This is a genomic window from Paenibacillus xylanivorans (assembly GCF_001280595.1).
In the GTDB taxonomy this organism is placed as follows: Bacteria; Bacillota; Bacilli; order Paenibacillales; family Paenibacillaceae; genus Paenibacillus; species Paenibacillus xylanivorans.
Genome location: NZ_LITU01000081.1, coordinates 498229 through 519468, shown reverse-complemented (window position 1 = coordinate 519468; position 21240 = coordinate 498229). Strand labels below are relative to the sequence as shown.

The 21240-nt window shown below is 49.0% G+C and carries 20 protein-coding genes; 4 read left to right on the top strand and 16 right to left on the bottom strand.

Features of this window, described 5'->3' with window-relative positions:
- The 10 genes from hrpB to AMS66_RS28085 all read right to left on the bottom strand — a co-directional run.
- Window positions 1-2358: ATP-dependent helicase HrpB (hrpB, locus tag AMS66_RS28130; protein WP_236703656.1), on the bottom strand; the 2358-nt coding region annotated here is incomplete at its 3' end.
- A gap of 96 nt (window positions 2359-2454) precedes the next feature.
- On the bottom strand, window positions 2455-3261 hold the full coding sequence (locus AMS66_RS28125) for an SDR family oxidoreductase (protein ID WP_053783891.1): 807 nt from the start codon (window positions 3259-3261) through the stop codon (window positions 2455-2457).
- A 189-nt stretch (window positions 3262-3450) separates the two neighbouring features.
- Window positions 3451-4293 (bottom strand): hypothetical protein, encoded by an 843-nt coding sequence (locus AMS66_RS28120; protein WP_053783890.1) that lies wholly within the window; start codon window positions 4291-4293, stop codon window positions 3451-3453.
- A 10-nt stretch (window positions 4294-4303) separates the two neighbouring features.
- Window positions 4304-5056: a vWA domain-containing protein gene (locus AMS66_RS28115; RefSeq protein ID WP_053783889.1), complete on the bottom strand. Its 753-nt coding sequence runs from the start codon at window positions 5054-5056 to the stop codon at window positions 4304-4306.
- A 33-nt stretch (window positions 5057-5089) separates the two neighbouring features.
- Window positions 5090-7180, bottom strand: coding sequence for a serine/threonine-protein kinase (locus tag AMS66_RS28110; RefSeq protein WP_053783888.1), 2091 nt, complete (start codon window positions 7178-7180; stop codon window positions 5090-5092).
- Window positions 7181-7337: 157 nt separating this feature from the next.
- Complete coding sequence (locus AMS66_RS28105; RefSeq protein ID WP_017689071.1) at window positions 7338-7613, bottom strand: WXG100 family type VII secretion target; 276 nt, start codon at window positions 7611-7613, stop codon at window positions 7338-7340.
- 193 nt (window positions 7614-7806) lie between these two features.
- Window positions 7807-8355 carry a WXG100 family type VII secretion target gene (locus AMS66_RS28100; RefSeq protein ID WP_053783887.1) on the bottom strand — a complete coding sequence of 183 codons (549 nt, stop codon included), beginning with the start codon at window positions 8353-8355 and terminating at the stop codon, window positions 7807-7809.
- A gap of 6 nt (window positions 8356-8361) precedes the next feature.
- Window positions 8362-9192, bottom strand: a complete 831-nt coding sequence (locus AMS66_RS28095; protein WP_053783886.1) for a hypothetical protein — start codon at window positions 9190-9192, stop codon at window positions 8362-8364.
- 16 nt (window positions 9193-9208) lie between these two features.
- Entirely contained in the window at window positions 9209-13213 is a 4005-nt protein-coding gene (essC, locus tag AMS66_RS28090; RefSeq protein WP_053783885.1) for a type VII secretion protein EssC, read from the bottom strand.
- Window positions 13214-13269: 56 nt separating this feature from the next.
- Window positions 13270-13590: a hypothetical protein gene (locus AMS66_RS28085; RefSeq protein WP_053783884.1), complete on the bottom strand. Its 321-nt coding sequence runs from the start codon at window positions 13588-13590 to the stop codon at window positions 13270-13272.
- A 423-nt stretch (window positions 13591-14013) separates the two neighbouring features.
- Here AMS66_RS28085 and AMS66_RS28080 point away from each other — a divergent pair, with 423 nt between their 5' ends.
- Window positions 14014-14253, top strand: coding sequence for a hypothetical protein (locus tag AMS66_RS28080; RefSeq protein WP_024630323.1), 240 nt, complete (start codon window positions 14014-14016; stop codon window positions 14251-14253).
- Window positions 14254-14379: 126 nt separating this feature from the next.
- Here the strand turns inward: AMS66_RS28080 and AMS66_RS33015 are convergent, their stop codons facing one another.
- The 5 genes from AMS66_RS33015 to rsgA form a co-directional block, all read right to left on the bottom strand.
- A complete protein-coding gene (locus AMS66_RS33015; RefSeq protein ID WP_181014173.1) occupies window positions 14380-14532 on the bottom strand; it encodes a hypothetical protein in 153 nt (50 codons plus the stop codon).
- A 248-nt stretch (window positions 14533-14780) separates the two neighbouring features.
- Window positions 14781-16256, bottom strand: coding sequence for an aldehyde dehydrogenase family protein (locus AMS66_RS28075; protein ID WP_053783883.1), 1476 nt, complete (start codon window positions 16254-16256; stop codon window positions 14781-14783).
- Window positions 16257-16413: 157 nt separating this feature from the next.
- The gene (locus AMS66_RS28070) at window positions 16414-16962 is read right to left on the bottom strand and encodes a GNAT family N-acetyltransferase (protein ID WP_053783882.1); all 549 of its coding nucleotides are present in this window, start codon (window positions 16960-16962) and stop codon (window positions 16414-16416) included.
- A 66-nt stretch (window positions 16963-17028) separates the two neighbouring features.
- Window positions 17029-17367, bottom strand: coding sequence for a L,D-transpeptidase (locus AMS66_RS28065; protein WP_053783881.1), 339 nt, complete (start codon window positions 17365-17367; stop codon window positions 17029-17031).
- A gap of 56 nt (window positions 17368-17423) precedes the next feature.
- Window positions 17424-18503: a ribosome small subunit-dependent GTPase A gene (gene rsgA, locus AMS66_RS28060; RefSeq protein ID WP_053783944.1), complete on the bottom strand. Its 1080-nt coding sequence runs from the start codon at window positions 18501-18503 to the stop codon at window positions 17424-17426.
- A 50-nt stretch (window positions 18504-18553) separates the two neighbouring features.
- On the opposite strand from rsgA, the gene AMS66_RS32555 reads away from it, so the two are divergent.
- Window positions 18554-18841 carry a hypothetical protein gene (locus AMS66_RS32555; protein ID WP_144424628.1) on the top strand — a complete coding sequence of 96 codons (288 nt, stop codon included), beginning with the start codon at window positions 18554-18556 and terminating at the stop codon, window positions 18839-18841.
- Window positions 18842-18994: 153 nt separating this feature from the next.
- On the opposite strand, the gene AMS66_RS28055 is transcribed toward AMS66_RS32555, so the two are convergent.
- The gene (locus AMS66_RS28055; protein WP_053783880.1) at window positions 18995-19588 is read right to left on the bottom strand and encodes a DUF2087 domain-containing protein; all 594 of its coding nucleotides are present in this window, start codon (window positions 19586-19588) and stop codon (window positions 18995-18997) included.
- A 175-nt stretch (window positions 19589-19763) separates the two neighbouring features.
- Here AMS66_RS28055 and AMS66_RS28050 point away from each other — a divergent pair, with 175 nt between their 5' ends.
- Window positions 19764-20762 carry a YpdA family putative bacillithiol disulfide reductase gene (locus tag AMS66_RS28050; RefSeq protein WP_053783879.1) on the top strand — a complete coding sequence of 333 codons (999 nt, stop codon included), beginning with the start codon at window positions 19764-19766 and terminating at the stop codon, window positions 20760-20762.
- Between the two features lie 5 nt (window positions 20763-20767).
- Window positions 20768-21211 carry a DUF441 domain-containing protein gene (locus AMS66_RS28045; protein WP_024630316.1) on the top strand — a complete coding sequence of 148 codons (444 nt, stop codon included), beginning with the start codon at window positions 20768-20770 and terminating at the stop codon, window positions 21209-21211.
- Window positions 21212-21240: the final 29 nt, after the last annotated feature.

Sequence of the window (21240 nt, the reverse complement as noted above, 5' to 3'; positions counted from 1 at the left end):
TGGGGACAGCAATTGTATGGTCAGTGGTACTCGACCACCGCCAATACGCGGGGTCTCCTGCTGTCCAAACATCTCCTGCAGTCTCACCGCGAACGTAGGATCTTCAGGACGACTGTAATCCACAGGAATGCGCGAACCACTGGGCACCTGAATATGTGTAGGAGCTTCACGATCCAATTGCTGTCGCTGTTCCCAGCTCAGTCCGCCGAGCAATACATCCTGCATCGACAATCTCTTGAGATCTGCAGCAGATCGCATGCCTGTCAGAAAAGGGCTAAGATGCTCGGCCAATTCTTCCGTCAGATCATCTTCAATGAGATCAGGCCACTCCGGCAAATGATGATGCAAAAACCGCATCCTGTCCGCCAACTGCCGCGATGATTTTGTCCAAGGCAGACAATCCAACCCTTCGATGCGTATTCCTGAGAGCAGTGCTTCCAGCACCTGATCTTCGGATGGGTGTGCAATGCTGCCCTCTTTCAACGTAATGGCTCCAATTCGCAGCCTTTTATGCGCACGCACACTGCGAGTGTTTCGATCCCAGGCTACCTCCACTTCTTCATGCAGCAGATGTGGACCAAAGTCCAGCAATCTCTTCTCCTGCACTGGCGCAGCGAGCAGGATGCGCGCATCCGCGCCCTGGTCGTCGGCCTCGGCTGCGACCAGATAAGCTGAACGGCTCAGCGATTCTGTCGCTGCGAGCCGCACTCCGCGGCCGCTGCTCAGCAGATAGCGGCCGTCCTCCCGGCGTTGCCCGATTCGGTCCGGATAAGCGAAGGACAGCAGCCATCCGCAGCTGTCCTCATCCGTCCGTACCGGATCGGCCGCCGGGCCGAGCGCCGAGCGCAGCTGGCGGCTCTCCTGGAGCATGCGCCGCACGGCAGCGACGTCTGCGACAGACGCTGCCGCTTGCGGCATGCCGCTGCTGTCCGCAGTCAGCAGCGCTTCCACGCGCGAGCGCAGGTCGGTGCCCGCGCCTGCACTGCCACTGCTGCGGAGGCCGGCAGGCTCCTGCAGCAGTGCCGCCAGCATGCTGGCGTAGCTGGCCAGCCCAAGCTCCGCCGCGCGGAGCAGCATGCTGGCCAGTCGCGGATGCACGCCTAGCGTGTTCATCCGCCGCCCTAAGGGCGTGATGCGGCCTGCATCGTCCAGGCCGCCCAGCTGGCGCAGCAGCGCCTGTGCCTGGCCGTAGGCGGCATCAGGCGGGGTGTCCAGCCACTGCAGCTCTGCAGGGGACTGTACACCCCAGGCCGCAAGCTCCAGCGCCAGCGGCGCAAGGTCCGCGGAGACAATCTCGGGCTTTGCTGCCTCAGGCAGCGCACCATGGGCCTCTTCGCTCCATAGCCGGTAACACACGCCCGGTGCAACCCCTCCCGCGCGCCCCCGCCGCTGATCGGCTGACGCCTTGGACACCGGCAGGGTAACCAGCCGACTCATGCCTGTCCGCGGCGAGAACATCGATGCACGGCTCAGCCCCGCATCCACCACGACTTTGACCCCAGCTAAGGTTAGACTGGATTCAGCAATGGAAGTGGACAGCACAACCTTACGTTCACCTTCATTTGCGGGTCGCACAGCTTCATCCTGCCGTTCTACAGGCATGCTGCCATATAGAGAATGTACCTGAACATAAGCAGGAAGCATGAGGTTTGACAGTTCTCGCTCTGTGCGATGGATTTCTTTTGCACCCGGTAGGAAAACCAGCACATCCCCTTCCTGTTCTGCCAGTGCTTTAACGACGGCCTGAGCTGTAAAAGTCTCGATCTGCTCGTATGCCGGTTTGGATACATATCGAGTTTCCACCGGAAACGTTCGTCCAGGACAGTCAATCCATCTGGTTCCCTCGCCAAGCAAAGCACAGACAGGAGCAGGGTCCAGCGTGGCCGACATCACCAGCAGTTTCAGATCCGGACGCAGCATGGCCCGGGATTCAAGTGCAAGCGCCAAACCAAGGTCACCATGCAGATGCCGCTCATGAAACTCATCAAAGATAATCATCGCCGTATCTTCCAGTCCCTGGTCCTGTTGAAGCATTCGGGTCAATACACCTTCTGTCACTACTTCAATACGAGTGGATTGGCTTACCCGAGTATCCATCCGCACCCGATACCCTACCGTCTGTCCTGCCTTTTCACCAAGTGAAGCCGCCATTCGTGCAGCTGCCGAGCGAGCGGCGAGTCTGCGGGGCTCCAGCATAATAATTTTCCGTCCTTCAACCCATGGCTCCTCCAACAAAGCCAGCGGAACAACAGTCGTTTTGCCCGCACCCGGCTCCGCAATTAATACACCTGTATCCTTATCCTGAAATAACTGCCTCAGCTCAGGAATAATCTGCTGTATCGGTAAATCCGTCTTCATCTCATCTCTCCTAATTGATGTACCACGCGTCTATTCGAATGTTAGTATTATATCAAAAAAAGCCGTTCCAAAGGAACGACTTCACAGTTATATTCATTAACTTAACAACGACTCTGCACCGTCAATGACAATTTCCGCACCTGTAATGTGTCTGGACTCGGCAGAAGCCAGGAAAGCTACCAGATCAGCAACATGCTCAGGCTGACCCGGCCCATCCGCAAGCGGCTGTTGGCCTTCCGGGAACTCCATCGGAATGACGATTTGCTGCAACTCATCCGTTTTGACCGTACTTTGGTCAATATTCGTTGCAATCGCTCCAGGACAAATGACATTGACACGAATTTTGAACTTCGCCAGTTCCAGTGCAGCCATCTTCGCAAAAGCAACCTGTCCTGCCTTGGACGTACTGTACGCCGACATGCCAAAGCTGGAGAAGCGCTGATTACCATTTATGGAGCTTGTGATAATGATACTTCCGCCCCCGCGTTTCTTCATATGAGGTAGTGCATACTTGATGGTAAAAAAAGTCCCGTTCAGATTCGTCGTAATAATCTGCTGCCAATCCTCAACCTGAATTTCCTCAATCGGAGCCGATACGCCATTAATGCCAGCATTGGCAAAAACAATATCCAGACCGCCGAACAATTCGATGGTCTCCAGAACTGCCTTTTCCACCCGGGCAGGATCGGAGATATCTACATCAAATGCTCTTGCCGCACCTTCACGAATCTTATTGATTTCTGCCTCTGTCTCCGAGATCCGATCATTAACCAGATCGAGCAGCGCAACATACGCTCCCTCGCTCGCCAGTTTGAGCGCTGCAGCTTTGCCAATCCCCGAACCAGCACCCGTAATAATGGCGACCTTGCCTTCGAACCGAGACTTGCCGTTATGTTGTGTCATTATCCATTCCACTCCTTCTCGCTCAGTAATTATGTAAGAATGTACGTTATGCAATTTCTGTAAGTAGATTCTTCACAAGATTACCCAAAAAGAGTGTCTTTTAAATCAACAAGGACAAGTTTTTTCGCAGGTGATGCTCACCATTTTCAGCAGCTTGATCAGAGTTACCCTCTAATACTACACCCGACCTCACCATTCAAGCTCAATGAAAGCGGCATCATCTTCAAGCCCACCCGTATGTCTGGCATCCAGCAGCACCTGGATGTCTTCATCGGGAATATAAGCCTGAATGGCATCCAGATCATTCAGACCATCCGTGTACAGTTGAAGACGAATCGCTTCATTAGCAGACAGTTTCGCCTCATAGAAATGCGGTTTACCACCAACCGGCCCTTCCAATGTAGACCAACGCTCATTCGTACGGCAGTTCACCTGAAACTCTGCCGATTGTTCCTGACCGTTACGCCAGAGACGGATGCGGGAGTCCCCTTGCCAGGCTATCCACACCTTGCTTTTTCGATTGCCTGCAGAGAGCTCGATGCGTCCACACACATACATGGCCTGACTTCCCCTGCTTCGCTTCTCCATCAGCACTTCCCGCAGCAGTAACGGCGAGTTTTCCAAAGGCTGCAACTTCTCCAGCTGTTCGGATGCCGGACTTGTCAAGTCTTGAAGCAGACGCTCCATAGCTCCCAAAGAAGGATGCTGAGTCATTTCCAGCCATTCCAGCAAGGCGTTCCCCAGAAAGCGTGCAGCAAAATCACCAAGATAACTCATGCCTACCCCATCACATAATACGAAAGTACACACACTACCATTCATGCGAACAGCAGCAAAATCCTGGCCGGTGTCTCCCTGATTAACGGTCTCCGCCGCTCTTCCATAACCATACCTGCACTTGAATGCACCTTGATAACGGGTCAGCGGCTGTTCCCCCGTCTGGACACTCACATAGCGAAAGTTGCCCTGATAGTGGTCGGCATGGCCCCCCTTATCTCCAGCAGACAACGTTGCCAAACGCATCGCTCTCATGATTCCCCTCCTATCTCACAGGCGTAGCAGCGGACATCTGAAACCCGATGGATACCAGTTCTGCACAAGTACCAGGAAGCATCATCAGTGCGCCGGGTGCAAGCAAATAGTCAGCCTCAACCAGCATTTCACGATAACTTTCCGGCAGAACCGAGGACATATTACGCAGCTTCTCCCCATGTTCATCCTGAAGGACCGTCTCCTGGGATATGCCCTTCCATCTTCTCGGCTCCGCAATAGGGCCTTCCAGCAGATGATCGGATATAAAAATATTCTCAACGAGTACATTGCCATCAGGCACACTCATGCCCATGATTCTTTTGGCAATCGGCTCCGGATCTTCGCCTGTGGCTACCCCATCGGTCATATGACATACTAACGGCGCAGGACAATCCTGCATATTCGGAATTTCAGCCTGGAGAATTTTCTCGGCTTGCAGGAAAGCCTTCGCTGAATCCGAGAATCTTTTCGGCGTCAAGTCGGGCAAAGAGCCCACAGCAGCGATTTCGTCGATGCCCTTAATCCCGTTCATCAGATCGTACACATCGTCGCTGTATGCCAGAATGGCGATCCTGTAGCGGGGTGTCAATCGGTTCCCCTTGGTCGAACGAAACACCATTTGGCGAATAGCCAGAGATAAGGCATCATAGACGACATCAATCCGCCGACGATTGTCCAGAACCATGTTCATGGAGGCGCTAATATCAATTAAATAGATAATCAGTGCGGGTGTGCGCTGGGATGCTTGAATCGTGTAGTTCATCTGGGATGTGTCACCTCCGTCGTTCACGTTATTTTACAAGTTTGGCAATGTATAATCGGTATTGCTCAAGAACTTATTGATCGCATTCATTCGTGCTGCCACTTTACCGACACCTTTGAAATAGGTCGCATCGGTGTTGTACAGATTTTTGAAATCACGCGCGTAGGATTCGGCATTCTCAATTTTTCTGCCTTTTTGCGCATTATACGTTTTATTGTAATGGGCAATCAGTGTGACGACATTCTGGGCACGTTTTTTCTTGAGCGCAGCTTTCTGGGCCGCCTCCTGTTTGCGCTGAGCCTCGGCTGCTGCCTTACGCTCCGCTTCCTGCTTCGCAATTTTGGCGTCATTTTCTTTTTTCCACACCAGATAGGCTTCATATTTAGCCTGTTTGTCGTACTTTTCCTGTTCCGCCTTCTTGGCTGCATCAAGCTTCTGTTGTTTCTGGTTGGCAAGATAAGCCTCATATTTCGCTTGCTTATCATACTTGGCCTGAAGCGCTTTACGCTCTTCTTCTTTCTTCTTGGCCTCTGCCTGCTTTTTCTCCGCTTCAGCCAGCTTTTTCTTTTCCTCGGCATCAAACTTCGCCGCATCTGCCGCTTTTTGCTTCTCTTCTTCTTCCTGTTGCTTCAGAGCAGTCGCCTTCGCAGCTTCAGCTTCTTCCGCAGCCTTCATTTCTGCCTGTTTGGCAGCTGCCTCCTGCTCCTTCTGTTTAACCTCGGCCTGATCGGCCAGTATTTTAACCGTCGGCACAGTTCCAGCTAGCAGAACAATCAACACAGCCGAAGAAATCATAAACTTTTTAGAGCGGTAAAAAGGAACCTTGGCTGGCTGAGCGGCCTCATCCTTCTTGGGATTCAGCTTGGCGTTCAGCTCTTGAATCGCAGCCTCAACTTCCATCTGCATCGCACTGTTGTCCGGAATGAAATGATACAGTGAACGATATACCTCCAACGCCGCAGCCGGTTTGCCTTCATCCTCCAATGCTCTCGCTTGAATGAAGAGACGATTTACGACCGCTTCCTGACCTGGCGAAGGTTCCGCAGCGGTCACGTTCGTATCCGAATATCCCAGCTTATCCAATGTACCGCTTGCTGCTTCTGTCCCTTTGATCTGATTCGTCTCCACCGCATCCGTCTGGTCTGAAGCCTTGTCTATAGAATCTTCAACAGATGCTGCGCTTGCTAGACTGATGTCCACAGCAGCCAGCGCCACAAACCATTCGCCAAACGTAGGGCAACTGCTGAGATCATGACTCTCCCAGGCACGAATAAACAGATCGGATACCTTGGAGCCCCATCGTTTCTGAAGCGACTCTCGCATCGCATAATAACGTTCGCTTACCGTCTGCATTTCGTGCTGGTCAAAATAACTTTCTCCCCATGCTTTCTCCACAATCGCTGCATCAGACCAACTCAACATTTCAGCAATGATAACTGCTCCGGCAAAACGATCGGCATACGCACTCCACAAACCGCTGTGCACTGTCCGATGGGCCGCATAACCCGGTGAACCGGCAAGCAATGCATCCGGACGATCCATTCTGGAACCGTACATCTGCTCTACATCTACCAGTTCAACTGCTGAAACCCCTCTCAGGTTCTCCACTTCGGAAAAAAACGGAATCATCACATTGGGTGCAGACAAATCACAATGAGCCAGTCCACGCTGTTCCATGGCCGAACCGGTCCCGGCCAGGGCTCTCGCCAACTTCAGACTTTCCTCTGCTGTCAGCTGCTTCTGATCGCTGATTACATCGAACCAGGTCAGACCATGCACCCATGGCATCAATACCGCATACAACAGATCGGGATGTTCTCCAATGAGCGCTCCGTTTCTTTCCGGAGTGAGCACATCACGCTTGCATACCTGCAAACCTGGCAGTTCACTATAAGACTCCATATGCTCAGACTGATACACCATAGCCGGGATACGAAATTTCGGAAAAAATACTTTTAGTGCTTTGGCCCCACTTATGGAACCGTTACGGGGCAACAATTGATAGACGATCCCCTGCCTTCCGGCTTGGGCGTAAGCCAGACCGGGTGCAGCTGGATGCTGCCCAATGGTATAGGCAATGTCATTAATCACCACTTCATCCCCGGGATTTGGTTGAAAAGACATGCTCATCCCTCTCTCTGTCATTCTGTCATAGTGCAACAAAAACCGGGTGTTGTGAAAACGCCCGGTTTTTGCTGTAATTGTAAATCTTCAGCTTGCTTCCTGCTTATGATTCTGGGCGAATTCGGATATGGAACCTGCCCGAACTATGTATCGCAGATTAGCGAGCTTGGTCAGCCGTACGGAATTTGTTGGCAATAGCCGTCAGTTCCGCACTGATGCTATTCAGCGTTTGAACGAAAGATTGCATTTGTTTGCTAGCTTCCTGGAATTCCTGGAAGAAGCGTTGTTTCGTCATACCTTCCCATTGTCCTTCCATACTTGTGATGGATTGAGTCAATGTAGAAACGATTTGCTGACTTTGCTCACCGCTTTGTTTAAATTGGTTGGAAACCTGATCAAGCTGTTCTGGGGTAACTAAAATACGTCCTGCCATTTGTAAATTCCTCCTTGGTTTGTGCAATTAAATTCACTTGTTCAAATTGTACTATACAAGGATCGATCGGACAAAAGCCGAAGGACCTAATCCTATTTACCCCATTTTTGGCATTCTAAACTTCACTTAACATCCTGTTTATAAAAAAAATCACTTTCTGCTGTGTGCTTATTCAGCCTTATCCCCCGTGAGCTCAGGAAACCACAGGTTCGGTTCCTCTTCTCCCACGAAAGGAGGGATCTGTGAATCTCCACGCCACAGGTTCAGGCTGCATCGCCTGGATTAGAGTCGCCGGTGAGCCGTCAGGCGGTGCGGCATCCTGTACACGGTATACTGCTGCTACCGCGGAAAATGGATCGGATACAACAGCAGCAGTTGCCGAATGCGCAGGCATAATCTCTCCTGCACGCTCCGTCTGAAGAACATTCAACATATTGACCGCATTGCCATAGGCTGTGTTCACATGACTCAACACTGTACGATACTCCATGTCCACCTGCTGGAATAACACCGCCTTGCGTCCCAGCTGTACGCTCAAGTCCATAAAACGACGTACTGCTGCTTCACAGAGTCGCTTGCTGTGATTCCATTCATTCATTACCGCGGCGCGGGCTTCAAAATCCCACTCCAGCGAATGAATGGCCTGATCCAATACTGTCATCTTTTGCTGTATTTGCTCCGCCGCATACTGAATCTGCCTGCTCAGTGCCCGAAGCACATCCGGTTCCACACGAATGCGCATTTACCATCACCTTTCCTCTTCCCCTGCAGGCTGTTTAAGCCAGTCCAGCAGCATCTCGTGAAACTGTTCTCTCGTCGTCAGTGCTGCAACAAGCCAATCATCTGAAGCCGCAGTACTCATGCGGAAGAGCCAGTTGGATACCGTGCTTGCAGCGAAAGCCGCAGACTGTGATTTCCATCCTTCTCCGTTCCATACGAGCAACCGCAGTTCCCCCTCTGATTCCTTGTTTACCAGACAGCGTGCAAGCGCCAGTGCCCCCTCGGGATCGCTCGTTTCCTGTACCAACTCATCAGCCACTGCCTGTAATTCTTTGTTCTTCAGATCATTCATCACATCATAGAATTTTTTCTTGGAGCACATTAGGGCCGGCTTTTCCGCCGGAGAATGACCACTCCAATTCATCCTTTGAATCAGAAAATCAATTGCTTCACGAACGTTTCCCAAATCACTCAGCCGGAACGAATCCGGTTCGTCTGCAACACGGGATACTTCAACGACACGTTCATCCGTGCAGTGCACATAACTTTCATACGACTTGCCGCTGTGCGTGTAGCGAATCCAGCAAGCCCTGTCGGACAGTCCCGCAATGGCTACCCTGGAGAAAACGGTCGGTGTCATGATCAGCTCATTGCTGTCCTGATCCTGAATCAGATATCCTTTGTCGAGCAGGGATGTTTTTACGCGTTCCCACTCCAAAGCAATGTCTTCCGCCATATATCCGCGGAACGGATCTTCCACGCCAAGCAATCGGTCTGAACCGAGAATACCGGCCAGGAAAAAAAGCTCTTTTATTTGCAAAGTGACTACCTTTTGCTTGGAATCATGAACCGTCAACATTATGAGCCACCTCCCCTCAAACTACAACATGCCATCGGTCACGAATTTCAGAAATCCAATCGGTCATTTTCCAGGTGCCATCACATGGAATTGCACCTTTAACCCTGGAATATTTACGTTTTACATAATAACCTTGACCCGGAGGCAGTACCTTCAGCCCAGTTGAACTCCCCCCGGACTCCGAATAAGGTATACGGAAGAACGAGAGATCGTTAGGGTCTAAAGTCCCGAACAGCAATCCGCTCTGGGAAGCCTTCACATCATTCACCCAGTCAGAACCAAAGGTTGGGAAGTCTGCCGGAACACCTGACAGAATTACATGTATGCCTCGATCCCTGCCTTGACGAACGATCGCCCCCAATTGATCCTTCACATTAAAATCATTTAATTGCTTGGATAACGTATCCGCATCATCGATAACGAGAACGATCTCCGGACCACCGGTTAGCTCGCCTCTTTTTAGAACTTCATCGTACAACTGTTGGATCACAGGTGCAAGCTGTTCTTCACGTGATACATGTCCACGGACATGGGGCAAACTGCTGATTTCCCCCAGTCCTCCAGAACCATACCGCATATCTACCGTGTATATTTGCACGTCTTCAGGAGACGCATGATACGCAAGTGATAACATCCAGGTTAGCAAAAATGTCGTTTTGCCGCCTTCCATCGGACTCGTAACCATGAAATGCGGCCCTTCGCGTAGATTCAGCTGGAAGGGTTCCAGATCATCGGTCAACAAACCTACGGGCACCGTTAAGGTAGAGACATCTCCGACTTGCCCGAAGGTTCCTGTGCGAAGAAGCACATCTTTAAGTTTAACCTCTTCTGGGAGCGGTGCAATCTGCGGCGCTTCTTCTCCGTTCCAGCTTTCTCTGATCTCTGCAATCGTACGGCGCAGAGCGGACGAACGCTTACCTTCATCTGCCCCGGATGACGGCAAAGCCGCCTGAAACATCAATGGAGGAACCTGTCCTTTGACCAGTCCTCTACCAGGCGGAAGCTGGCTAGGTGCCTTGGACGGTCGTCCCACTGCGTAATAATAGTCGCTTGGATCAGATAATTCAAACGAAACCGCATTGGGAATATTGCTTCTGAATTTCTCGAATACATCCGTGACGCGGTTGGCCGTAAGGATGAATGTGATTCCGAGGCTACCGCCTTCACGAAGGATCGTTTCCAGAAGTTCATTCTCCTCGGGATACGCATTGCGGAAAGAAAGATAACCATCAATAACAACTACAATTTGCGGCACAGCTGCATGGGCTGTGCGACGGTAGGCTGAGATCGTTTTAACCCCCGCTTCCGAGATCATGTCTTTGCGTTGTGCAGACAATTTCAGGATGTATCGGAATAAGCGCTTGATCCGATCTTCCTCTTCAGACATCATTACCGCGCCGATCTGAGGCAAGCTTGCGAAATCCTTCATCATCCTGCCCATATCGATTATATAGCCATGCCAAGGTTCAGTTCGATGAGAACGGGCCAGCGACATCAGCAAAGTTTGCACAAACGTCGTTTTCCCCAGACCAGGCATACCGTATACAACCAAATGTCCCTGATCCACCGGAAGCGCTAGCGGCTGCTGTCGTTGATTAGGCAGATCATCCAGCAGGCCAACCACAGGTTTCAGGCCACTGGCACCGCCGTCAAGCAATGCCTCACGATTCTCTTTTTCCTGCCAGTCGTTAAGGCTTTCCCATTCCAGTGTCTCAGGCAAGGGTGGCAACCAAGGCCCCGGTAATCGGGTAATCCCTGCCTCTGCTGCCGCTTCTGCCACATAATCAATAAATACCTGAAGTTGCTTGGGCACATCTTCCCCTTTGAGCACAGCCCTGCGCTCTCCAGTCAACAGTGGCTCCCGTTTCCCATTCAAACGGACTTCCATAACAGGCAATACAGTCGTTGTATCTTCCTGTTGATTATACGGCGCACCACTCCAGGCAAATTGCATTTCCTCAAACACTTCATCACTGCCTACCTGGAAATATCCACGACCCGGCTTGGTGATCCAGGCCGCATTAGGAATTTTGATCATATCCCGGCTGTCCCCTTCACTTTGAACGCGAAGACAGATACGGAAACGGGAATTACTCCAGATTTTATCATCGACCACACCAGCTGGCTTTTGGGTTGCCAGTATCAGATGTACGCCCAGTGTCCGGCCGATGGCCGCTATACTGATTAATTCATCCATGAACTCCGGCTGATCACGCTTCAATTGCGCGAACTCGTCAATGATGATAACTAAATGCGGCAACGGCTGTTCATGTCTGGAACGCAGAATTTTGTAATACTCATCAATGTGCTGAAGATTTCCTGCATCATTTAATATTTTTTGCCTTCTTACCAACTCGGCCCGAAGTGAAATATTCGCTCGTTCAATCAAATTTCCATCCAGATTGGTGATTGTGCCGACGACGTGAGGCAGGCCCACAAATGTATTCGACATCCCGCCGCCCTTATAGTCAATTAACATAAAGGCCAGATCATGCGGATGGAACTCGGCAGCCAAAGAGGCCACAATTGACTGGATGACTTCACTTTTCCCTGAACCAGTAGTCCCTGCGATCAGACCATGCGGTCCATGACCTTGACGTTCAATTTTATCATGTAAGTTAATTGCAATTTTCTTGCCGCCAGCTCGCACGCCCATAGGTACGGGAAGGGTGTCCGGGTATCGTGTCTGACCCCAACGTGTAACCACGTCCAGATCTTCCACTCGTGATGTACTTAACATATCGAACAGTGGAAGCACCTGTGGTATATCCGAAGCCGAGGAACGTTTCAGACGGATTGGTGACATATAACGAGAGAGTGCCTCTGCGGACTCTCTGGAGATCATATCCGGCGTGTACGTTTGCCTGATCACGTCGGCATCCTCAGTTTTTTTGATATAAAGCCCCTTGCCTTTGGAAGCCTCCATAATTAACTGACAATGCATGGGTAGCGATTCCTTACGGTTTGCCAATATGATGGTACATACATCGATCTCCTGAGCTGATTCCAGCAGCAGGGGAAGCAACGGCTCTTCTTCTATTAATTGCGTATCCGAGAGAACCACCACATAACATGGAGTTTGCACGGTTTTCTTGTAGCGATCTTCCTTATTATTGCGCCGTCGGTTCAACACGGAAAACAAGCTGTCCGCCAATTGATGCGCACCGCTGTGCCTGTCGGCCATATAGCGTTGTCCCTGATCTTCATCCCAAATGTGGGGCAACCAGCGCAGCCAATCCCATTCCTTTGATTCCTTTTCTTCATAAAAGGCAGCAATCTTTAATTCATCCGGTGAATGACGGACGGTCAGTTGTGAAATAATTACGCGCAATGAAGCAAGTACTTCCTCACGATTGCCGACCAACCCCATCACTTTCGACTGAAATAAAGGCAGTGTAATCGATGCTTCGGGCACCGTCTCGAACTCAGCTGCCAATTCATGAGCCGCTTCAATTAACTCATCCTTTTCATAACCGTCCACACGAGGAACCTGAAGTTTGATTCGAAACGGAATTTCGCCTGTGCCGATTCGCACCTGCAAGAAGTCATCATCTTCCGGGGAACGTTCCCATAACGAACTGTTGCGATTCTTCACCAACTGAAGACATACATTGGGATCCCCATGAATTTCATACAGACTCTTCACTTGCTCCGCTTGAGCTTCCTTCAGCTCTTCACGATGTTTCTCCAGTTGTGCACGATACATGGTAGTACGCTCTTCCAACTTTTTGCGATAGGACTTCTTGTTGCTCAGATATACAAAAAACGGAATCGTGTATGAAGTAAGCATCATCATAACCGTCATCATCTGAAACATCATATAATTGGGATTGCCCATTTTGCCACTCATATTGATATATACGTAGAAACCGATGCTAACCATCGTCATCATGATGGGTACTATAATAGAAATCATCGAAAATGTAGGTTTGTTGGGTTCTGCCGGAGGTCTGAGAATCTCCAGCTTTTCTTCCTTGAGAACCGGTGTCATTCTTGGAGAACGCTGATATAACACATTCACGAAGAGAAGACCTCCTTATATTTCATTGCCGTAATCAATATATACGTCCAGATTGTTCATTCGTTGCTGTCCTGCTGAAACAATGAACGTCTTCCATACACAGGCGCTTCTTCAGAAGTGGTGGAGAATGCCCGCTGGACTCGTACACAGCTTCCTTGACGCAGCCCTGTTTCCATTAACTGTTGAGTGTTCTGTGGCGAGAACCACAATCCTTCCGGAAATTTGGCTTCAAGGATATACTGAATGCCCTCTCCCGGTGCCTGGCCGAAAATACGAACTCCCAACAATGTCTTCAGATGTTCAATAGTACATTCATCTGGGACCTCGATGTCGAACCACTCGCCTTCCTCCCGGCCGGAATACACGGTAAGAATCAAAATAATCCCTCCCATGGTCTCATATGTAAATTGTCCTAGTGCCAAATTAAATTAAAAAAAAACAGATGAAACGCTATTCCATCCCTATTTTCTTACATAAACACCCTGTTTGCAATGTGCAACCTGTAATTTTGTTACATATGACCCACGTATATATTAAAATATCCTCCATTCGACTCAGAACTTTCGAGGCAGTAGTCACGTTAATTATTGCAAGGATGCGAAACCATACTTGTTTCTTCCATATAAATGGAATTTAAAGCTTGATTTTTCGGGACTTTTTATTGCTTCGCCCACAATTGAATTGTGAACACTTTTCAAACATTGCCCACCTTTATGTTTTCATAAGCTGATTTTAAGGTAATTTTAAGCATTGGAATTTAATATAACCAGTAAGAAATAACTCTCGTGAGGTGATTTCTAGTGAGAACACTAATAACTTTTCAAAACAAATCAATCCCTGTATATTTCAATCAAGAAAACAAACAACCTGTGCAAAAGACACTCCGATTGCTTAGCAGTGCCCTTGAGCATAAGATTAGCAACGGTAAACGTGCTTTACAGAAATGTCTGCAATCATTGATTAGTATTGAGATTGTCGGTGGTGAAGCCATTCTTCACAGCCGTAGCGAAAATGACTCCCTCGCCTTATCGCTTTATTAAGATGAGTCAGTTGTTTATTTCAACTTGGAAACTGCGAATTCATTCATTCGCGAACATAAGGAAAAGGAAGCTTGCCGTTAAGGACAAGCTTCCTTTTTTTGTGTACCAAATCTCTTTTATCTATTTCTAATGCAATCTGCTGACGATATAGGCGGTTTCGTGTTCTTCTTCCATCTCGGCCTTTTGGATTCGAATGACAAACAACCGAACCAGATTATCACGTGTATTTTCTTCCTGACAGGTATTCAGCTTTCTCAGAATGAAACGGTCAATGGACATGAAGTTCAGGCCCCTTTACCTATTGGATTTACGGATCTGTTCTGCCCGTGTATCCATAAATAACCAGATTGCAGGTACGCCAAACAGCTTTTCCACATCATTTCCTCACCTATTTTTCAAACGTGTAAAAACATGCAAAAGACCGCCCCATCAAGCTTGAGGCGAACTTTGCGCAATCTTTGTCACTCTTTCTCGAACCCTATCTGATTATAAAACAGACTGATTCCCAATATTCATTCACTGTCGAACTATTGCACTCCAGGATAATCCCGATATTGATGCTGAATGCTGATCCAGCGTGTCCGCGTGAACTTTTCAATAGCCCAATCGCCACCGAAGCGACCAATACCCGATGATTTTTCTCCCCCAAACATGACATGAGCCTCATCGTTCACGGATTGATCATTTACATGTACCATGCCCGAATCAATCTGCTGGGCAACTTGATATCCTCTTTCCAGGTTTCCGGTGAATACGGAGCCGCTTAATCCATAAGGCGTATCATTTGCCAAGCGCACGGCCTCCTGCTCATCCTGCGCTTTCATGATTACCGCGACAGGTCCAAAAAGTTCCTGTTGTACAATATGCTGATCAGGTTTCACATCCGCGAGCACAGTTGGCTCCAGCACACTGCCTTTGCTTGTGCCACCCAGCAGCAATCTTGCTCCTTCCGCCTTGGCTCCCTTAATCAAGTCCAGCAGGCGGGCCACTTCCTTCTCACGAATGAGCGGGCCTACCAGCGTTTGGGCATCAGCAGGATCACCAGCCTGAATTTTTTTCGTTTTAGCGAGAAAAGATTCTACGAACCTATCGTAAATATCAGCATGCACAATAATTCGATTAAGGGCCATACAGATCTGCCCCTGATGCAGAAATTTTCCGAATACGGCGGACTCGGCAGCGCGCTCAATGTCCGCGTCTTCCAGGACAACCATTGCATTGTTGCCACCAAGCTCAAGCGCGGTTTCTTTCAAATGCTCACCCGCCAGTTTGCCGATGCCCTGCCCCACCTCCGTGGAGCCTGTAAAGGAAATGACTTTGGGTACCGGATGAGCTACAAAATAATCCCCAATCTCACTCCCACTTCCAGCAACCACATTCAGTACGCCTTCAGGCAATCCAGCCTGCTCAAACAGATCCGCAATAAGCCAGCCAGCTGTAATCGGGGTATCGGACGCAGGCTTAATAACGACTCCATTACCCAAAGCAATAGCCGGAGCTACGGAACGCAGGCATAGATGCAAAGGGAAATTCCAAGGGCCGATGACACCGATGACTCCCTTGGGCTCACGCACAACACGATTCTCTTTTCCTGGTGTATTTGAAGGCAGAATTTCCCCCTTCATCCGATAAGGGAACGAAGCAGCTTCATCCACAATCCGTTTTGCTGAAGCAAACTCTGCCTCGGCCTTGATGCGTGTGCTCCCGGATTCCGTAATCAGAAGTTTTACAATTTCCTCTTTGTGCTCTGCCATTAAAGCCGAGACTTTGCGAAGTACACCTTCTTTTACCGCTGGAAGTGACTTCTTCCATTCCACCGAGCTCTTTCGGGCCGCCTCATATGCCTGATCTATATCTTCCTTGTTGGAGGATCGCCAAGTTGCGATGACCTCTCCCGTGTACGGATTTTTATTTTCCACTGTTTTCTCGCCGGAGCCTTCTACCCATTCGCCATTAATAAATTGTTTCGTCCATGTTGTATGTTCTGTCTCCATTAAAGTCATCTGAATAACGCCTCCCAATCAAGATTGAATGTCACACCTCAAAGCGGTGTAGTAGTTCATTAACCTTGTTAAGGATTACGCAAACGTGAAGAACGTATGAACTCTTCCAGACTCTCACGGGAAAAAGCATCAATAGCCCATACATTCAGCCATATTTTCAATCATTCAATTGTCGGGGCAAGTCATTCCCTCCAAAAAGTGCCAAGTCATCCCATCCATAAGCAATCTCTGCCAAATCTTGACCGCCAATCCGGATTTGCTGTGTTTGGACAGGGATTCCGCCCATCTTTTCATAGAAACGACAGGCTGAATTTTGCTCCAGTGCCCAGATTAACAGGCTTTTCATGTCTAGGGAATGGAGATAACGAACGACATGCCTTGCCAGCTGCTGGCCAATCCCCGTTTGTTGCACTTCTTTCAGTAAATAAATGGCATACAGCTCAGCATCATAAGGCAACTTGCCTTCACGTTCTTTTCCACCGCAGGCAAATCCGACAATTTCCCCGTCGTCCTGTTCAGCCACCACCAGAATCTGATCCTTTTCGCCAGAGCGGATATTTCGCTTCCATTGAGACAGCCTTGATTCCGTAGTCAGATTATCCAAAAAATCATCAGGCACGATCCCCCGATATGTCGTCTTCCAACTCTCTGTATGTACATGAGCTACAGCTTCCGCATCCCCTTCACGCGCCGGTCTAATCCACATGTAATCACTCACTTTCTCTTATCACTTCCGTGGCTTTACAATCCCCTTCTTCAGATAAATCCGGCCCTAGGGCCGGATCGTTACCTGTGTACCCACCGATACTTTGGAAGACAGGTCCAGCACATCCGAGTTATACATCCGTATGCATCCATGAGAAACGGACTTGCCAATGGATGAAGGATCATTGGTTCCATGAATCCCATAATGCGGCGCAGACAACCCCATCCACAGAACGCCAAATGGCCCTCCAGGATTCTCCTGCTTGTTAATAATCGTAAACACACCGTTAGGCGTCTGCGTAAGCATCTTGCCTATAGCTACAGGATAGCCTTTAACTACCTGAGAGCCATCCGAAAGATATAACATGTGTTCCGATAGGTCCACGATGATGCTGTACTCTGGCATGATGACATCCCTCCTGAACTATCCTATGCAGGATACAGAGGGATGCCCACCTGGCCTCAGGCCTCTTCCCAGTCTTTTGTACTACGGACATGTTTCGGTTTGCGGGAACTGACAGGTTTGCTTGAAGCGGTCCGTCGTTTGGATGCTATCTCTTCTTTGCGTTGCTGAAACTTCAGTTCCTTCTGCATTTTCAAGTAGTTACCCAGCCTTTTTTCATCCAATGAACCTTCCTGAATGGCCTCCTTCACAGCGCAACCGGCTTCCCGGGTATGTGTGCAATCCTGGAACCTGCATTCCGTACCGAGCTGCTCAATTTCACCAAAGGCGTGTGACAAACCATCCTGACCTTCATCCCACAGATTAAGTTCACGCATTCCTGGCGTGTCAATCAATACCGCTCCCTGCGGCAGTACAAACATTTCCCGATGAGTGGTTGTATGTCGGCCACGACTATCGTCCTCACGAACAGCCTGCGTGAGCTGTACACTCTCGCCCATCATCCAATTGACGAGAGTAGACTTGCCACTACCAGAAGAACCTGTCAAGGCAACCGTTGTGCCTGGAGACAGAAATTTTTCAAGTAAAGATTTACCCTGATCCTGAACAGCTGACAGTGCCAACACTTCAATCCCTGGAGCAATGTCCTCCACCAGCGAAATTTGTTCTTCCACATTCTCACACAGATCGCTTTTGCTTAGAATGATGACCGGTCTGACGCCACCATTCCAGGCCATCATAATGTACCTTTCGAGCCGTCTCAGATTAAAATCATGATTAAGAGCGGCAACAATTAGCAATGTATCCACATTCGCCGCAATCAATTGCTCTTTGGTCACTGGACCAGCGGCTTGTCTGGATACCCTGCTCTGACGTGGCACAATGCTGTGAATGATGGCTTCTTCTCCAGCTTGCCCTGTAACAGCGACCCAGTCCCCAACGGCCGGTACAATGCCTGACTCCACATTATCATGACGCATCCGCCCGGATACCCGTCCCCAGCATTCTCCCTCAGCCGTAATCAGGCGAAGCAATTGCCCGTGATCCGCAATAATTCTTGCCGGTTTTCTTAATTGTTCTTCCGTACCCGTCTGCTGCCACAGCTCCTGCCACTTTGCAGACCAGCCGTATTTCTCCATTGTGTTATTCAAAATAAAAATTCCTCCCGATAAATGGTGTGTTATCCTTCATGACATTGACAACAATCAACAATGAACGCTCCGGTCCGGCATCAAAACCAAATAAGCCACGAGCAGCACTGCACCCGCGGCAACAAGAAGTTAGCCGAATAGACGGTTGTTTGTATGGCATTCATATCGGATACATCATTACGACAATCCAATACTCGTTATCCAGAAACAACCCATTTTCGGCATACAAAAAGCCACGGGTACGTCACCCGTGGCTTCATCTGTGCATGTTATTGTATTTTACGTACATGGACAATATTGCGAACAATACTGCCCTTCTACCGTAAAATTACATGCATTGATCCGTTCCGGAGACGCTGTTCATATTCAAATTAACGTATACTGCCATTAGATTTGTCATTTAACATCGCCTCCCTTGTAGAATTATCCATCATGTTACACAGCTTCAACCGCTTTTGTCAAGTCTAATTATTTTTCACTTAATTCACTTGATCCCACCGTGTCCACATCTCCTTCGGATTTAGCTCATAGATCCCATCTTCACGGTACATGAACTGGTGCATGATAAACTCCCGACGAATGGTGGCAAAATCCTCATGATAGTTTTGAATGAATGCATTGATCTCTTTCTCTGTATACTTCCGTCCGAATTCAAGCTGCTCCACCAAATGACCCAGCACAATCAGCTTTTTCTTATATTGAGCCGGGATCTGACGCAATCGTCCATCCTTCGAGAAAAAATTCCGCATCACGGATGCCTTCAGCGTCTCATTCACATCACTCATATCGGCAACCTCCTCTTGTCTAAAAATAAAATCAACTGAAGCCTGTGCGTGCTCACGGATAAAATAGGGATTGAGTGAGAAAAACACCGTATTTTTCTCTCTTCTTTCCTTGATTAGCGCCGCTTCTCTTAGCTTGGATGCATGATGTGTAACGGTTGGCTGTGACAGGTTAAGCTTCTCAGCAAGCGCTTGACCATGAAGTTCTCTCTGGGACAGCAGCAGCAGCATCCGAAGCCGGGTCGGATCAGCCAGAGCTTTATGGTAAGCCACGATCTTCTCCAGTTGCATTATGTTCACTCACTTTCATTTAGATAATTATCTAATTTGATATTATTCTTTTTCCTCTTCCAAGTCAATTCCCCAGGATCAGGATCATTTCTTTACGTCAGAATCCTTCTAGAACTGGCATTGAGCCCGTATTTACGGTAGGATTATAATGCTTGAAATAAGGAGGATTAAGAACATGGAAGATGTCATTATTATCGGCGGAGGCCCATGCGGTCTGTCTGCTGCCATTGAATGCGAACGGCTGGGACTGTCCGCTGTAATTGTTGAGAAGTACAATATCGTCCAATCTATTTATCTGTATCCAACCCATATGCAGTTTTTCAGTACAGCGGAATTGCTTGAGATTGGGAATGTTCCGTTCAGCACACCGAACGACAAACCTTTTCGTTACGAGGCACTCGCCTATTATCGCAAGGTAGTCGAACATTTCGGCCTGCGTGTTCATAACTATGAGGAAGCCCAAGAGATCAAACACAAGAACGATGGCACGTTCGAGGTACATACGGTCAATCGGCGTGGGCAGGCAGTCGTTCATGAAGGACGAAATGTCGTTGTTGCTACAGGTTATTTTGACCACCCTAACTATCTTGGCATCCCTGGAGAAGACAAGGATAAAGTTACGCATTATTTCCGCGAAGCTCATCCTTATACACGTACACGTGTCGCCATCATTGGAGGCAGTAATTCAGCTGTCGATGCTGCCATGGAGCTGGTTCGTGTCGGCGCACATATTGACATGGTTTATCGTGGGAGCGGTGTTTCGGAACACATTAAACCGTGGGTTCGTCCATTGTTCGAAAGCATGGTACAGAAAGGCAAAATCTCACTTCATCTTGGCTCACGTGTAAATGAAATTTTGGATGATTCGATTCGTCTGCTGCATTCTGATGGATCAACAAGTGAACTGGACAATGACTTTGTGCTCGCCTTAACCGGTTTCCGTCCTGACCGCAAGCTGCTTTCTTCCGTGGGTGTTGAGATGTCCGAGGATATGGATAAACCGGTATATGATCCGCAGACAATGGAGAGCAGCATTCCAGGCATATACGTTGGCGGAGTAATCGCATCCGGGCGCAACGCCAATGAAGTATTTATTGAATCAGGGCGCTGGCATGGAAGATATATTGCAGAACATATCGTAGGTCGTCATCGCGGGCAGACCGAAAGGGAATGAAATCGATGGATATGACCTCACTGCTGTTGCTCGTGTTTGCCGCGCTAGGTATTATCAGCAGTAATACACCCGTAACCGTAGCCATGGTATTTCTGTTGTTGCTACGGGTACTGAACCTGAATCAGGCTTTTCCTTGGCTGGAAAAGTATGGTCTCACGATCGGTATCATCATCCTGACTATTGGTGTTATGGCACCACTCGCCAGCGGCAAGATTAGTTTGCAGACGATTGGAGAGTCTTTTCTGCACTGGAAATCATTGCTCGCCATTGGTGTCGGATTACTCGTGGCCCATCTGGGAGGACGAGGAGCTACGCTAATGAGTACACAGCCTACTGTCGTTGCCGGACTGCTTATAGGTACTGTGCTTGGAGTTGCCTTGTTCAAGGGTGTGCCGGTCGGCCCCCTGATTGCAGCAGGAATTTTATCCTTACTGTTGGGGAAATCATGATCAAAGTTGGGACTTGACATCCTTCTGCC

Bases quoted from the DNA above. Each gene is read 5' to 3' on its own strand.
- AMS66_RS28125 (WP_053783891.1), bottom strand. From the start codon at position 3,261: ATGACACAACATAACGGCAAGTCTCGGTTCGAAGGCAAGGTCGCCATT.
- AMS66_RS28120 (WP_053783890.1), bottom strand. From the start codon at position 4,293: ATGAGAGCGATGCGTTTGGCAACGTTGTCTGCTGGAGATAAGGGGGGC.
- AMS66_RS28115 (WP_053783889.1), bottom strand. From the start codon at position 5,056: ATGAACTACACGATTCAAGCATCCCAGCGCACACCCGCACTGATTATC.
- AMS66_RS28110 (WP_053783888.1), bottom strand. From the start codon at position 7,180: ATGTCTTTTCAACCAAATCCCGGGGATGAAGTGGTGATTAATGACATT.
- AMS66_RS28105 (WP_017689071.1), bottom strand. From the start codon at position 7,613: ATGGCAGGACGTATTTTAGTTACCCCAGAACAGCTTGATCAGGTTTCC.
- AMS66_RS28100 (WP_053783887.1), bottom strand. From the start codon at position 8,355: ATGCGCATTCGTGTGGAACCGGATGTGCTTCGGGCACTGAGCAGGCAG.
- AMS66_RS28095 (WP_053783886.1), bottom strand. From the start codon at position 9,192: ATGTTGACGGTTCATGATTCCAAGCAAAAGGTAGTCACTTTGCAAATA.
- AMS66_RS33015 (WP_181014173.1), bottom strand. From the start codon at position 14,532: ATGTCCATTGACCGTTTCATTCTGAGAAAGCTGAATACCTGTCAGGAA.
- AMS66_RS28075 (WP_053783883.1), bottom strand. From the start codon at position 16,256: ATGACTTTAATGGAGACAGAACATACAACATGGACGAAACAATTTATT.
- AMS66_RS28070 (WP_053783882.1), bottom strand. From the start codon at position 16,962: ATGTGGATTAGACCGGCGCGTGAAGGGGATGCGGAAGCTGTAGCTCAT.
- AMS66_RS28065 (WP_053783881.1), bottom strand. From the start codon at position 17,367: ATGCCAGAGTACAGCATCATCGTGGACCTATCGGAACACATGTTATAT.
- rsgA (WP_053783944.1), bottom strand. From the start codon at position 18,503: ATGGAGAAATACGGCTGGTCTGCAAAGTGGCAGGAGCTGTGGCAGCAG.
- AMS66_RS32555 (WP_144424628.1), top strand. From the start codon at position 18,554: ATGACATTGACAACAATCAACAATGAACGCTCCGGTCCGGCATCAAAA.
- AMS66_RS28055 (WP_053783880.1), bottom strand. From the start codon at position 19,588: ATGCAACTGGAGAAGATCGTGGCTTACCATAAAGCTCTGGCTGATCCG.
- AMS66_RS28050 (WP_053783879.1), top strand. From the start codon at position 19,764: ATGGAAGATGTCATTATTATCGGCGGAGGCCCATGCGGTCTGTCTGCT.
- AMS66_RS28045 (WP_024630316.1), top strand. From the start codon at position 20,768: ATGGATATGACCTCACTGCTGTTGCTCGTGTTTGCCGCGCTAGGTATT.